Genomic DNA, 13,452 nt, shown 5'->3' with positions numbered 1-13,452 from the left:
ACCGGTTCACGCGTCGTACACGTCGGCCTTCTTGGGCGTGGCCTCCTGCACCGCGGCGCTGAGGGACGACGACCGCGCACCGAACTTCGTGGTGTCCACGCCGTTCTCCTCCAGCACCTTGATCGCCGCCGCGTGCACCACGCGCAGCACCGGGGTCGCCGCGCGCAGCGCGTCGTCGGCCATGAAGCGGTGCCGCCACGGCCTGTCGGCCCAGGCGTGCCGCAGACCGAACGGCTCGGGCAGGCTCAGCTTGCCGCCCAGCCAGTACAGCAGCGGCGGGTACCAGGTCAGCGGTGCCCGGGCGGCCAGTCGTACCACCTCGTCGGTGTCGACCAGGGGGAGCTTCACCGTCCGGGTCTCCCAGAACCTGACCGACTTCTGGACCGTCTTCTCCTTGGCGGCCGGCTTGCTGGTGAACAGGGAGTGCACCGGTCCCAGCGCGTGTCCGGTCACCTCGATGCGCAGCGTCTCGTGCAGCACGGTCACCGTGATCAGCATGGTGAGGACCAGCTGGCCGTCCCACAGGGTCCACTGGACGCCCAGGTAGTGCCGGTCGCCCGCGCCGAACTGCTGCTTGTTGCAGATGTCCTGGATGGCGTGCGGTTTGACCTGGTAGGCCTCGACGTCCGTGCCCTCGGGCCGGGACACCGCGTCGGCGTTCTCGCCGATCGGGGTGACGATCCAGTGCCGTACCGACGGCGTGGGGAAGCCCCCGGTGTGCAGGGGACCGCGCTCCAGCATCCGCAGCCGGTCGTGGATGGCCTTGATGACGTCCCAGCTGCGGAACGGGTTGATCTCCCGGTCCGGGTCGGCCGGCACCAGGTCCTCGGCGAGCTGCCAGCTGCCCCAGCGCGTGCCCATGCCGAGTATGCCCTTGGGGCCCGCGTAGAACACGGAGTTGGACTGCTGCTCGGCGCTGAGCCGGGCCAGGGACTGGCGCAGCTGCTCGGCCGCCGTCTCGCCGGGGCTGCTCGGCACCGCCTCGGGCACCTTGGCGCCGACGCTGCCGCCGGAGAGCAGGCTGCTCCAGCGCTCCCTGAGGTCCCTCGCGGTGCGTTCGCAGATGTGCTTGGCCCAGAACCAGCCCACCACCGGGGCGACCACCGACGCGCGCGCGTACCAGCCCCAGAACCCGCCGAACGGCATCTTGATCAAGAAGAGCACGGCGAGGGCGCCCACCGCGACCAGCAGCGTGGTGGCCAGCGCGCCGGCCCGCTTGTCCTCCCGCTTGGCCATCGTCGTGCGGATCTGGAAGACCAGCAGCCACACGAGCAGACCGGGCAGGAAGAGCAGCCCGCACAGGACCATGACGGCGCTCAGCCAGTTGTCCCGCTCACGGCGGATGCGGTGCGCCGCCAGCGCGTGCTCGACCACCACCTGGGGCTGGGTGCCGAAGGACTGGATGAGCGCCGCGCGGCCGGAGCCGAGCATCCGGTCGATGACCGCCCTGGAGAACGCCTCGCCCAGATTCGGCCGGAACAGCTTCACCCTGGGCTTGCTGACGGCCGACTTGTGCCACTCGCCGTTGGCCTTGAGTATCTCCTCGGCCTCGTTGTCCCGATAGGCCGCCGAGGCCAGCGCGAACGTCGGCGTCTGCCCCTCGTCGCCCGTGCGCGGCACCTGCGGACCGAAGAAGTCCGCGTAACCGCTCTCAACGGTCATTCCCGCCCCCGATCGCCGCGACTGTCGTCTTGCGGCCTTCCCGACTTCCCTGCTGTGCACACCTGTTGATCAGGTATTCAGCGTATCCGTACCCACGGTCGTCCGTCGGCGGACGGCCGAAGCCGTCCGCCGCCACGAAGTGAGGCGTTCCGGAGCAGCCCCGGTGCCCGGCGCGTACGCGGGCGCCCGCCGGGTCTTCCCGGGGGCGCCCGTCACCGGCTACGAGGCGGCACGCGCCTCCTCCTTGACCCGTTCCGCCACGTGCGGGGGCATCGGTTCGTGCCGTGCGTACCGGCGGCTGAACCGGCCGGTGCCGTGCGAGAGGGAGCGCAGGTCGACGGCGTACCGGCCGATCTCGATCTCCGGGACCTCGGCCTTGACGAGGGTGCGTCCGCCCGGCGACTGCTCGGTGCCGAGCACCCGGCCGCGCCGGCCGGACAGGTCGCTCATCACGGGGCCGACGTAGTCGTCGCCGACCAGGACGCTCACCTCGGCCACCGGCTCCAGCAGATGGATCCTCGCGTCCGCGGCCGCCTCCCGCAGGGCCAGCGCGCCGGCCGTCTGGAAGGCGGCGTCGGAGGAGTCCACGGAGTGCGCCTTGCCGTCCAGCAGGGTCACCCGCACGTCGACGAGCGGATGCCCTGCGGCGACTCCCCTGGCGGCCTGGGCCCGTACGCCCTTCTCGACGGAGGGGATGAACTGGCGCGGCACCGCGCCGCCGACCACCTTGTCGACGAACTCGATGCCCGAGCCGTTCGGCAGCGGCTCCACCTCGATCTCGCAGATGGCGAACTGCCCGTGCCCGCCGGACTGTTTGACGTGCCGGCCGCGCCCGGCGGCCCTGCCGCCGAACGTCTCGCGCAGCGACACCCGGTGCGGTACGACGTCGACCTGGACGCCGTAGCGGCTGCGCAGCCGCTCCAGGGCCACGTCCGCGTGCGCCTCGCCCAGGCACCACAGCACCACCTGGCGGGTGTCCTGGTTCTGTTCCAGCCGCATCGTCGGGTCCTCGGCCACGAGCCGGGACAGACCCTGCGAGAGCTTGTCCTCGTCGGGTTTGCTGTGCGCCTGGATGGCCAGCGGCAGCAGCGGATCGGGCATGTCCCACGGCTCCACGAGCAGCGGGTCGTCCTTGGCGGAGAGGGTGTCCCCGGTCTCCGCGCGGCTGAGCTTCGCCACGCACGCGAGATCGCCCGCGATGACGTGGGAGACGGGCCGCTGCTGTTTGCCGAACGGTGTGGACAGGGCGCCGATCCGCTCGTCGACGTCGTGGTCCTCGTGGCCGCGGTCGGCGAGCCCGTGTCCGGAGACGTGCACGGTCTGGTCGGCGCGCAGGGTGCCGGAGAAGAGCCGGACCAGGGAGAGCCGGCCGACGTACGGGTCGGAGGAGGTCTTCACGACCTCCGCGACCAGCGGGGCGTCCGGGTCGCACGGTGTCAGCTCGCGCGGCCTGCCGTCGACGGTGGTCACGCTCGGGGTGCCGTGCTCCAGCGGGGTCGGGAAGCCGCCGGTGACCAGCTCGAGGAGTTCGACCGTGCCGAGTCCCTGACGGGCGCCGTCGGCGGCGGGCGCGGCGGCCAGGACGGGGAAGAACGCCCCGCGCGCGACCGCCCGTTCCAGGTCCTCGACGAGCGTCTCGACGTCGACCCGCTCACCGCCGAGATAGCGGTCCATCAGGGTCTCGTCCTCGCTCTCGGCGATGATCCCCTCGATGAGCCGGCCGCGGGCCTCCTCGATCAGCGGCAGCTGGTCCTCGCCGGGCTCGGACTCCTTGCGTTCGCCGGTGGAGTAGTCGAACAGCTTCTGCGACAGCAGTCCGGTCAGCCCCGTCACGGGCGCGTGCCCGTCGGGCCCCTCCGGGCCGTGCAGCGGCAGGTACAGCGGCAGCACGGCGTCGGGGTCGTCGCCGCCGAACGTCTCCGCGCAGACGCGGGTCATCTCCCCGAAGTCCGCGCGGGCCGCCTCCAGGTGCGTGACGACGATGGCGCGCGGCATGCCGACCGCCGCGCACTCGTCCCACACCATGCGGGTCGAGCCGTCCACGCCGTCCGAGGCCGAGACGACGAAGAGGGCCGCGTCCGCCGCCCGCAGACCGGCCCTGAGTTCCCCGACGAAGTCGGCGTACCCGGGGGTGTCCAGCAGGTTGACCTTGATGCCGTCCCATTCGAGGGGCACCAGGGAGAGCTGTACGGAGCGCTGCTGCCGGTGTTCGATGTCGTCGTAGTCGGAGACGGTGCCGCCGTCCTCCACGCGGCCCGCCCGGTTCACCGCCCCCGCGGTCAGCGCGAGGGCCTCCACCAGAGTCGTCTTGCCCGATCCGGAGTGGCCGACCAGCACCACATTCCGTACGGACGTGGGGTGATCGGCCGCCTGCGCCCTGCCGGCGGCTCCGGAGTGTGTGTGCGCCTTGTCGCCCATGGTCCTGCCTCCCGTGCACGGTGAGGTCACTGTGGGCGCGGACCCGCGGAATCCGCGTGCGGTGCGGCTCCGGCGACGCCCGCGGTCCTTCGAGCTTTCCACTCCCGTCACGGTGCGTCCATACGAAGGACGTGATCCCGGCCTCCGGTCCCGTTCACGGCGGCGCCTCGCGGCCCGGGTGAGCAAGGGCGACGGGGAGCGGCCCCGCCCGGGGGCCCACGGCCCGAGCGGGGCCGGGCACGGGGGCCGGCGAGGGACGACGACGCGGCCGGGACACCGCCCACGCCCCCGGACCGCCGGGGAGCGTGGGCCGGGCGCCGCGTCCCCGGCACGATCCGCCGCGCGGGGTCCCGCCCCCGCGCGGGCGTACGGGTGCCCCGCCGCCGCCCGCGCGTGCGCCTGGCTACGATTGGGCCCGCCGGGTGGCCAGCAGGGGCCGCGCGGCCCCACCGACCGTCGGGAAGGCCATGCTGAACAAGTACGCGCGTGCATTCTTCACGCGTGTCCTCACACCGTTCGCCGCGTTTCTCATCCGGCGGGGGGTCAGCCCCGACACGGTCACGCTCATCGGCACCGCGGGAGTGGTCGCGGGCGCGCTGGTCTTCTACCCCAGGGGCGAGTTCTTCTGGGGCACGGTCGTGATCACGCTGTTCGTCTTCTCCGACCTCGTCGACGGCAACATGGCCCGCCAGCTGGGCCGCTCCAGCCGCTGGGGGGCCTTCCTGGACTCCACCCTGGACCGGGTCGCCGACGGAGCGATCTTCGGCGGCTTCGCCCTGTGGTACGCGGGCGGCGGCGACGACAACGTGCTGTGCGCGGTGTCGATCTTCTGCCTGGCCAGCGGCCAGGTGGTGTCGTACACCAAGGCGCGCGGCGAGTCGATCGGCCTGCCGGTCGCCGTCAACGGGCTGGTCGAGCGGGCCGAACGGCTGGTGGTCTCGCTGGTCGCGGCCGGTTTCGCGGGCCTGCACGCGTTCGGTGTGCCCGGCATCCAGTACCTGCTGCCGGTCGCCCTGTGGATCGTCGCCGTCGGCAGTCTGGTCACGCTGATCCAGCGGGTGGTCACCGTGCGCCGCGAGTCCGCCGAGGTGGAGGCCGCGGAGCGGCAGGAGACCCGGGGGAGCGAGGCCGCGAAGTGAGCGCCCGGGAGAGGCTGGCCGACGCCCTGTACGGCGCCGGCTGGGCCACCGTCAGGAAACTCCCCGAGCCCGCCGCCGCGCGCCTCGGCAGGACCGTCGCCGACCTCGCGTGGAAGCGGCGCGGCAAGGGCGTGCTCCGGCTGGAGAGCAACTACGCCCGCGTCGTGCCGGACGCGGGCCCGGAGCGGCTGGCCGAACTCTCCCGCGCGGGGATGCGGTCGTACCTGCGCTACTGGATGGAGTCCTTCCGGCTGCCCGCCTGGAGTCCCGAGCGCATCGCGGACGGCCTCGACGTCAAGGACCTCCACCACCTGACCGACGGCATGGCGGCCGGCAAGGGCGTCGTCCTCGCGCTGCCGCACCTCGCCAACTGGGACCTGGCCGGCGCCTGGGTCACCACGAAGCTCGGCATCCCGTTCACCACCGTCGCCGAGCGGCTGAGACCGGAGACGCTGTACGACCGGTTCGTCGCCTACCGCGAGGGCCTCGGCATGGAGGTGCTGCCGCACAACGGCGGCTCCGCCTTCGGCGCCCTGGCCCGGCGGCTGCGCGACGGCGGACTGGTCTGCCTGGTCGCCGACCGCGACCTGTCCGCCTCCGGTGTCGAGGTCGACTTCTTCGGCGAGAGGGCCCGGATGCCGGCCGGACCCGCCCTGCTCGCCCAGCAGACCGGGGCCCGGCTGCTGCCGGTGACCCTCTGGTACGACGACTCGCCGGTGATGCGGGGCCGCGTCCATCCGCCGGTCGAGGTCCCCGGGTCGGGCACGCGCCCCGAGCGGGCGTCCGTCATGACACAGGCGCTGGCCGACGCCTTCGCCACGGGGATCGCCGACCATCCGGAGGACTGGCACATGCTCCAGCGCTTGTGGCTGAGGGACCTCGACCCCGCGCGGGACCCCGCGACCGCCCCCGAGCAGGACCGGAAGGGAACCCCGTGAGGATCGGCATCGTCTGCCCGTACTCCTGGGACGTGCCGGGAGGCGTCCAGTTCCACATCCGCGACCTGGCCGAGTACTTCATCCGGCTCGGCCACGAGGTGTCGGTTCTCGCCCCGGCCGACGACGACACCCCGCTGCCGCCGTACGTCGTCTCGGCCGGCCGCGCGGTGCCGGTGCCGTACAACGGGTCGGTGGCCCGGCTCAACTTCGGCTTCCTGTCCGCCGCGCGGGTGCGGCGCTGGCTGCACGAGGGCGCCTTCGACGTCGTCCACATCCACGAGCCGACCTCGCCCTCGCTCGGCCTGCTGACCTGCTGGGCGGCCGAGGGACCGATCGTCGCCACCTTCCACACCTCCAACCCGCGCTCCCGCGCGATGATCGCCGCGTACGCGATCCTCCAGGCCGCCCTGGAGAAGATCAGCGCGCGGATCGCGGTGAGCGAGTACGCCCGCCGCACCCTCGTCGAGCACCTGGGCGGCGACGCGGTGGTCATCCCGAACGGCGTCGACGTCGACTTCTTCGCCGGGGCCGAGCCCAGACCCGAGTGGCAGGGCGACACCATCGGCTTCATCGGCCGGATCGACGAGCCCCGCAAGGGCCTGCCGGTGCTGATGAGGGCCCTGCCGGAGATCCTCGCCGCCCGGCCGCAGACGCGGCTGCTGGTCGCCGGGCGCGGTGACGAGAAGGAGGCGGTCGAGTCGCTTCCCCGGGAGCTGCGCCCGCGCGTGGAGTTCCTCGGCATGGTCAGCGACGAGGACAAGGCCCGCTTCCTGCGCAGCGTCGACCTGTACGTGGCGCCCAACACCGGCGGGGAGAGCTTCGGCATCATCCTGGTCGAGGCGATGTCGGCGGGCGCGCCGGTGCTCGCCTCCGACCTGGACGCGTTCGCCCAGGTCCTCGACCGGGGGGCGGCGGGCGAGCTGTTCGCCAACGAGGACCCGGACGCGCTCGCGCGGGCGGCGGTACGGCTCCTGGGGGACCCGGAACGCCGCGCGGAGCTCCGCGAACGCGGCAGCGCCCACGTCCGCCGCTTCGACTGGTCGACGGTCGGCGCGGACATCCTGTCGGTCTACGAGACGGTGACGGCGGGCGCGGCGGCGGTGGCGACGGACGACCGCGCGACGGGACTGAGGGCCCGGCTGGGGCTCGCACGGGACTGACGCCCCGGCCGCGGCCGCCGCCCCGGGAACGGCGACCGCCACCGGCGGTACTAGCCTTGCCGCCCGTGACCGCAACCCTCATCTGGATCCTCGTCGCCCTCGTCGCCGTCGGCCTCTATCTGAGCTGGACGGCGGGACGCCTGGACCGGCTGCACACCCGTATCGACGCCGCCCGGGCCGCGCTCGACGCCCAACTGCTGCGCCGTGCCTCCGTGGCCCAGGAACTGGCCACCTCGGGGGTGCTCGACCCCGCCGCGTCGATCGTGCTCTACGAGGCCGCGCACGCCGCGCGGCAGGCGGTCGAGGAGCAGCGCGAGGTCGCGGAGAGCGAGCTCAGCCAGGCACTGCGCGCGGTGTTCGGCGACACGCACCAGGTGGACGCGGTCAGGGAGGCGCCCGGGGGAGAGGAGGCGGCCCTGGAGCTCGCCGAGGCGGTGCGCAGGGTGCCGATGGCCCGCCGCTTCCACAACGACGCCGTACGGGCGGCACGGGCGCTGCGACGGCACCGCAAGGTGCGCTGGTTCCGGCTGGCGGGGCACGCGCCCTTCCCGATGGCCTTCGAGATGGACGACGAGCCGCCCGCCGCCCTCGTCGAGCGGGCCGCGTAACGGCGGAATCCGGCCACGCGCCCGACCCCCGCCGACCGAAAAGGATCCACCGGGTTCCCATTGGCCCTTGCTGTGGACTGCTCCGTTCACGTTTCCTCAGTGCTGCAGAAATCCCCTCCTTCCCCTCAGTGAGGTCATTCGTGTCCAGCACGCTCTCCGAAAACCAGGGTCCCGAGACCGGCACCGCCCGTGTGAAGCGCGGCATGGCCGAGCAGCTCAAGGGCGGCGTGATCATGGACGTCGTCACGCCGGAGCAGGCGAAGATCGCCGAGGACGCGGGCGCCGTCGCCGTCATGGCCCTGGAGCGGGTCCCGGCCGACATCCGCAAGGACGGCGGCGTGGCCCGGATGTCCGACCCGGACATGATCGAGGGCATCATCGACGCGGTCTCCATCCCCGTGATGGCCAAGTCCCGCATCGGCCACTTCGTCGAGGCCCAGGTGCTGCAGTCGCTCGGCGTCGACTACATCGACGAGTCCGAGGTCCTCACCCCGGCCGACGAGGTCAACCACTCCGACAAGTGGGCCTTCACCACCCCCTTCGTCTGCGGTGCCACCAACCTGGGCGAGGCCCTGCGCCGGATCGCCGAGGGCGCCGCCATGATCCGCTCCAAGGGCGAGGCCGGCACCGGCAACGTCGTCGAGGCCGTGCGCCACCTGCGCCAGATCAAGAACGAGATCGCCCGCCTGCGCGGCTACGACAACCACGAGCTGTACGCCGCCGCCAAGGAGCTGCGCGCCCCGTACGAGCTGGTCAAGGAGGTCGCCGAGCTGGGCAGGCTCCCCGTGGTCCTCTTCTCCGCCGGCGGTGTCGCCACCCCGGCCGACGCCGCGCTGATGCGCCAGCTCGGCGCCGAGGGCGTCTTCGTCGGTTCCGGCATCTTCAAGTCCGGCGACCCGGCCAAGCGCGCCGCCGCCATCGTCAAGGCGACCACCTTCTACGACGACCCGAAGATCATCGCGGACGCGTCCCGCAACCTCGGCGAGGCCATGGTCGGCATCAACTGCGACACCCTCCCCGAGACCGAGCGCTACGCCAACCGCGGCTGGTAGTCCCTGATGAGCAACGCCCTTGTCATAGGCGTCCTGGCCCTCCAGGGCGACGTGCGGGAGCACCTGATCGCCCTGGCCGCGGCCGACGCCGTGGCCAGGCCGGTCAGGCGCCCCGAGGAACTCGCCGCGGTCGACGGCCTGGTCGTCCCCGGCGGGGAGTCCACCACGATCTCCAAGCTGGCGGTCCTCTTCGGCCTGATGGAGCCCCTCCGCGCACGCGTGCGCGAGGGCATGCCCGTCTACGGCACCTGCGCCGGCATGATCATGCTGGCCGACAAGATCCTCGACCCGCGCTCGGGCCAGGAGACCGTCGGCGGCATCGACATGATCGTGCGCCGCAACGCCTTCGGACGGCAGAACGAGTCCTTCGAGGCCGCGGTCGACGTCGCGGGCGTCGAGGGCGGTCCGGTGGAGGGCGTCTTCATCCGCGCCCCCTGGGTGGAGTCCGTCGGCGCCGGGGCCGAGGTGCTCGCCGAGCACGGCGGCCACATCGTCGCCGTCCGCCAGGGCAACGCGCTGGCCACGTCGTTCCACCCGGAACTGACCGGTGACCACCGCGTGCACGGCCTCTTCGTCGACATGGTGCACGCGTACCGGGCGGCCGAGTCCTTGTAGGATTCCTGCGTTCGTTGCAGAGATGGGTTACGCGAAGGAGACAGGCAGATGTCCGGCCACTCTAAATGGGCCACGACGAAGCACAAGAAGGCCGTGATCGATGCCAAGCGCGGCAAGCTCTTCGCGAAGCTGATCAAGAACATCGAGGTCGCCGCGCGTATGGGCGGCGTCGACCTGGACGGCAACCCCACGCTCTACGACGCCGTCCAGAAGGCCAAGAAGCAGTCGGTGCCGAACAAGAACATCGACTCCGCCATCAAGCGCGGTGGCGGCCTCGAGGCCGGTGGCGCCGACTACGAGACGATCATGTACGAGGGCTACGGTCCGAACGGCGTCGCGGTGCTCATCGAGTGCCTCACCGACAACCGCAACCGCGCCGCCTCCGACGTGCGCGTCGCGATGACCCGCAACGGCGGCTCCATGGCCGACCCGGGATCGGTGTCCTACCTGTTCAACCGCAAGGGCGTGGTGATCGTCCCCAAGGGGGAGCTGACCGAGGACGACGTCCTCGCCGCCGTCCTCGACGCGGGCGCCGAGGAGGTCAACGACCTCGGCGAGAACTTCGAGGTGCTCAGCGAGGCCACCGACCTGGTCGCCGTGCGCACCGCCCTGCAGGACGCCGGGATCGACTACGACTCCGCCGAGGCCAACTTCGTCCCGACCATGCAGGTCGAGCTGGACGAGGAGGGCGCCAAGAAGATCTTCAAGCTCATCGACGCGCTGGAGGACAGCGACGACGTGCAGAACGTCTTCGCCAACTTCGACGTGAGCGACGAGATCATGGAGAAGGTCGACGCGTAACGCGTCCACTGCTCGGCGGGCCGGCGGGACACTTCCGCCGGCCCGCCGCTTTGTCAGTGGCACCCGATAGCCTGCACAAACAGGTGATCGAGAGAAGGGGCCGGCACGTGCGCGTACTGGGGGTGGACCCGGGACTGACCCGGTGCGGTGTCGGTGTCGTCGAGGGCGTCGCCGGGCGGCCGCTCACCATGCTCGGCGTGGGCGTCGTCCGCACACCGGCGGACGCCGACCTCGGCCACCGCCTCGTCGCCGTCGAGCAGGGCCTCGAACAGTGGCTGGACGAGCACCGGCCCGAGTTCGTCGCCGTGGAGCGCGTCTTCAGCCAGCACAACGTGCGCACGGTGATGGGCACCGCCCAGGCCAGCGCGGTGGCCATCCTGTGCGCCTCCCGCCGCGGCATCCCCGTCGCCCTGCACACGCCCAGCGAGGTCAAGGCCGCCGTCACCGGATCCGGCCGCGCCGACAAGGCCCAGGTCGGCGCCATGGTCACCCGCCTGCTGCGGCTGGACGCGCCGCCGAAGCCCGCGGACGCCGCCGACGCCCTCGCGCTCGCCATCTGCCACATCTGGCGCGCCCCCGCGCAGAACCGCCTCCGGCAGGCGGCCGCCCTGCACGCCTCGAAAACCCCCCGCGCACCACGAACCCCGCACACATCGAAAGGCCGTACGGCATGATCGCCTTCGTCAGCGGCACGGTCGCCGCCCTCGCTCCCGACGCCGCGGTGGTCGAGGTCGGCGGGGTCGGCATGGCCGTCCAGTGCACACCGAACACGCTCTCCACGCTCCGTGTCGGACAGCCCGCGAAACTCGCCACCTCCCTCGTCGTCCGCGAGGACTCGCTGACCCTGTACGGCTTCGCCGACGACGACGAGCGCCAGGTCTTCGGGCTGCTCCAGACCGCCAGCGGCGTGGGCCCCCGGCTGGCCCAGGCGATGCTCGCCGTGCACACCCCCGACGCCCTGCGCAGAGCCGTCTCCACCGGCGACGAGAAGGCGCTCACCGCCGTGCCCGGGATCGGCAGGAAGGGCGCCCAGAAACTGCTCCTCGAGCTCAAGGACCGCCTCGGCGAGCCACTCGGCGCCCCCGCCGTCGGCGCACCGGTCACCAGCGGCTGGCGCGACCAGCTGCACGCCGCCCTGATCGGCCTCGGGTACGCGACCCGCGAGGCCGACGAGGCCGTGTCCGCCGTGGCGCCCCAGGCGGAGGCCGCCGGGGGCGCCCCGCAGGTGGGGCAGCTGCTGAAGGCGGCCCTGCAGACGCTGAACCGCGCCCGATAACCCGCGCCCCCTGGCCCGTACGAAGAGCTGAGGCATACGCACATGAACTGGGACGACACCACCGACACCTCCGCCGAGGAGCGGCTCGTCGGGGCGTCCGCCGACCGCGAGGACCAGGCCGTCGAGGCCGCCCTGCGCCCCAAGGACCTGGGCGAGTTCATCGGCCAGGAGAAGGTCCGCGAGCAGCTCGACCTCGTGCTGCGCGCCGCACGCGCGCGGGGCGCCACCGCCGACCACGTGCTGCTCTCCGGAGCCCCCGGCCTCGGCAAGACCACCCTCTCGATGATCATCGCCGCCGAGATGGAAGCCCCCATCCGCATCACCTCGGGCCCCGCCATCCAGCACGCCGGCGACCTCGCGGCGATCCTCTCCTCCCTCCAGGAGGGCGAGGTGCTCTTCCTCGACGAGATCCACCGCATGTCCCGGCCCGCCGAGGAGATGCTCTACATGGCGATGGAGGACTTCCGCGTCGACGTGATCGTCGGCAAGGGCCCCGGCGCCACCGCCATCCCCCTGGAACTGCCCCCCTTCACCCTGGTCGGCGCCACCACCCGGGCCGGCCTGCTGCCGCCCCCGCTGCGCGACCGCTTCGGCTTCACCGCGCACATGGAGTTCTACGAGCCCACCGAGCTGGAGCGGGTCGTCCACCGCTCGGCGAGCCTCCTCGACGTGGAGATCGACCCGCAGGGCGCCGCGGAGATCGCGGGCCGCTCCCGCGGCACGCCCCGCATCGCCAACCGCCTCCTGCGCCGCGTCCGGGACTACGCGCAGGTCAAGGCCGACGGACTGATCACTGAGGACATCGCCGCGGCCGCCCTCGCCGTCTACGAGGTCGACTCCCGGGGCCTGGACCGGCTGGACCGGGCCGTCCTCGAGGCCCTGCTCAAGCTGTTCGGCGGCGGACCGGTCGGCCTGTCCACGCTCTCCGTCGCGGTCGGGGAGGAGCGTGAGACCGTGGAAGAGGTGGCCGAACCCTTCCTCGTACGGGAGGGGTTGCTCGCCCGCACCCCGCGCGGGAGGGTGGCCACCCCGGCGGCATGGGCGCATCTCGGCCTCACGCCGCCCCGCTCGGGGGCCCCCGGAAACGGACAAGGGGACCTGTTCGGGGCGTGACGGCGAGGACGATGGCCGGGGCAGGAACCCCGGTGCCATGCTGAGCGTTGTTCCCTGCGCGCGGACTCGCTTAGACTCCGCCGATGCCGCCCTTGTCGGCGGCAGTACACACCCCCAACCATCAGGCCGTTCACCATCGCGGTCGTGTGAAGGAAGTTCCGACCCGTGAGTCTCGTGACCCTCCTCCCGTTCATTGTGCTCATCGGGGCCATGTTCCTGATGACCCGGTCGGCCAAGAAGAAGCAGCAGCAGGCCATCGACATGCGGAACCAGATGCAGCCCGGTTCCGGCGTCCGCACCATCGGGGGCATGTACGCCACGGTCAAGGAGGTCAGCGAGGACACGGTCCTTCTCGACGCCGGCCCGGGTGTGGAACTGCTGTTCGCCAAGAACTCGATCGGTGCCGTCCTCAGCGACGAGGAGTACAACCGCATCGTCCACGGCATCGAGCACGACCTGAAGTCCGACGCCGACGTCGTCCCCGACGACGCCTCCTCCCTCACCGAGACCGACGACTCCTCCGACGCTGCCGCCGCCTCCGACGACACGCCTGTCGACCTCGGCAAGAAGGACGCGGCCGACGAGCCGGCCGTCGCCGACACCGCCGACGAGGCGAAGGCGGACGCGCAGCCGAAGAAGTCCGACGGCGACCCCGACGCGAAGTAGCCGT

13 protein-coding genes are annotated in these 13,452 nt (G+C 72.2%); 11 read left to right on the top strand and 2 right to left on the bottom strand.

All coding sequences use genetic code 11. From position 1 onward, the window contains the following. Positions 1-6: 6 nt before the first annotated feature. Both ACFY3N_RS21095 and ACFY3N_RS21090 read right to left on the bottom strand, forming a co-directional pair. A complete protein-coding gene (locus tag ACFY3N_RS21095; protein ID WP_390818220.1) occupies positions 7-1,662 on the bottom strand; it encodes a hypothetical protein in 1,656 nt (551 codons plus the stop codon). A 219-nt stretch (positions 1,663-1,881) separates the two neighbouring features. Next, on the bottom strand, positions 1,882-4,080 hold the full coding sequence (locus ACFY3N_RS21090; protein ID WP_390818219.1) for an elongation factor G-like protein EF-G2: 2,199 nt from the start codon (positions 4,078-4,080) through the stop codon (positions 1,882-1,884). A gap of 467 nt (positions 4,081-4,547) precedes the next feature. Between ACFY3N_RS21090 and pgsA the strand changes: the two genes are divergently transcribed. The 11 genes from pgsA (at position 4,548) to yajC (ending at position 13,448) form a co-directional block, all read left to right on the top strand. Beyond that, the gene (pgsA, locus tag ACFY3N_RS21085; RefSeq protein WP_390818218.1) at positions 4,548-5,219 is read left to right on the top strand and encodes a phosphatidylinositol phosphate synthase; all 672 of its coding nucleotides are present in this window, start codon (positions 4,548-4,550) and stop codon (positions 5,217-5,219) included. After that, positions 5,216-6,157: a phosphatidylinositol mannoside acyltransferase gene (locus ACFY3N_RS21080; RefSeq protein WP_390818217.1), complete on the top strand. Its 942-nt coding sequence runs from the start codon at positions 5,216-5,218 to the stop codon at positions 6,155-6,157. Before pgsA ends, ACFY3N_RS21080 begins: the two co-directional genes overlap by 4 nt. Continuing rightward, the gene (locus ACFY3N_RS21075; RefSeq protein WP_390818216.1) at positions 6,154-7,317 is read left to right on the top strand and encodes a glycosyltransferase family 4 protein; all 1,164 of its coding nucleotides are present in this window, start codon (positions 6,154-6,156) and stop codon (positions 7,315-7,317) included. Before ACFY3N_RS21080 ends, ACFY3N_RS21075 begins: the two co-directional genes overlap by 4 nt. A gap of 65 nt (positions 7,318-7,382) precedes the next feature. Continuing rightward, the gene (locus tag ACFY3N_RS21070) at positions 7,383-7,925 is read left to right on the top strand and encodes a hypothetical protein (RefSeq protein ID WP_390818215.1); all 543 of its coding nucleotides are present in this window, start codon (positions 7,383-7,385) and stop codon (positions 7,923-7,925) included. Between the two features lie 140 nt (positions 7,926-8,065). Beyond that, positions 8,066-8,977 (top strand): pyridoxal 5'-phosphate synthase lyase subunit PdxS, encoded by a 912-nt coding sequence (gene pdxS, locus ACFY3N_RS21065; protein WP_390818214.1) that lies wholly within the window; start codon positions 8,066-8,068, stop codon positions 8,975-8,977. Positions 8,978-8,983: 6 nt separating this feature from the next. After that, the gene (gene pdxT / locus ACFY3N_RS21060; protein WP_390818213.1) at positions 8,984-9,592 is read left to right on the top strand and encodes a pyridoxal 5'-phosphate synthase glutaminase subunit PdxT; all 609 of its coding nucleotides are present in this window, start codon (positions 8,984-8,986) and stop codon (positions 9,590-9,592) included. A 48-nt stretch (positions 9,593-9,640) separates the two neighbouring features. Then, positions 9,641-10,393 (top strand): YebC/PmpR family DNA-binding transcriptional regulator, encoded by a 753-nt coding sequence (locus tag ACFY3N_RS21055; RefSeq protein ID WP_371237189.1) that lies wholly within the window; start codon positions 9,641-9,643, stop codon positions 10,391-10,393. Positions 10,394-10,500: 107 nt separating this feature from the next. Continuing rightward, positions 10,501-11,067 carry a crossover junction endodeoxyribonuclease RuvC gene (gene ruvC / locus ACFY3N_RS21050; RefSeq protein WP_390818212.1) on the top strand — a complete coding sequence of 189 codons (567 nt, stop codon included), beginning with the start codon at positions 10,501-10,503 and terminating at the stop codon, positions 11,065-11,067. Beyond that, positions 11,064-11,669 (top strand): Holliday junction branch migration protein RuvA, encoded by a 606-nt coding sequence (gene ruvA / locus ACFY3N_RS21045; protein WP_390818211.1) that lies wholly within the window; start codon positions 11,064-11,066, stop codon positions 11,667-11,669. The genes ruvC and ruvA overlap by 4 nt, the downstream gene beginning before the upstream one ends. 42 nt (positions 11,670-11,711) lie before the next feature. Then, positions 11,712-12,782 carry a Holliday junction branch migration DNA helicase RuvB gene (gene ruvB, locus ACFY3N_RS21040; RefSeq protein WP_390818210.1) on the top strand — a complete coding sequence of 357 codons (1,071 nt, stop codon included), beginning with the start codon at positions 11,712-11,714 and terminating at the stop codon, positions 12,780-12,782. Positions 12,783-12,947: 165 nt separating this feature from the next. Continuing rightward, a complete protein-coding gene (yajC, locus tag ACFY3N_RS21035; RefSeq protein WP_390818209.1) occupies positions 12,948-13,448 on the top strand; it encodes a preprotein translocase subunit YajC in 501 nt (166 codons plus the stop codon). Positions 13,449-13,452 lie beyond the last annotated feature (4 nt).

It is taken from the genome of Streptomyces sp. NPDC000348, assembly GCF_042898795.1.
Lineage (GTDB): Bacteria > Actinomycetota > Actinomycetes > Streptomycetales > Streptomycetaceae > Streptomyces.
Note: the sequence above shows the minus strand (reverse complement) of the source record. Positions and strands in the feature narration are given on the sequence as shown.

What these genes read in the sequence shown, in the direction of transcription:
- ruvA (WP_390818211.1), top strand. Translation starts at nt 11,064, where the DNA reads ATGATCGCCTTCGTCAGCGGCACGGTCGCCGCCCTCGCTCCCGACGCC.
- ACFY3N_RS21055 (WP_371237189.1), top strand. Translation starts at nt 9,641, where the DNA reads ATGTCCGGCCACTCTAAATGGGCCACGACGAAGCACAAGAAGGCCGTG.
- pdxT (WP_390818213.1), top strand. Translation starts at nt 8,984, where the DNA reads ATGAGCAACGCCCTTGTCATAGGCGTCCTGGCCCTCCAGGGCGACGTG.
- ruvB (WP_390818210.1), top strand. Translation starts at nt 11,712, where the DNA reads ATGAACTGGGACGACACCACCGACACCTCCGCCGAGGAGCGGCTCGTC.
- ACFY3N_RS21090 (WP_390818219.1), bottom strand. Translation starts at nt 4,080, where the DNA reads ATGGGCGACAAGGCGCACACACACTCCGGAGCCGCCGGCAGGGCGCAG.
- pgsA (WP_390818218.1), top strand. Translation starts at nt 4,548, where the DNA reads ATGCTGAACAAGTACGCGCGTGCATTCTTCACGCGTGTCCTCACACCG.
- ACFY3N_RS21095 (WP_390818220.1), bottom strand. Translation starts at nt 1,662, where the DNA reads ATGACCGTTGAGAGCGGTTACGCGGACTTCTTCGGTCCGCAGGTGCCG.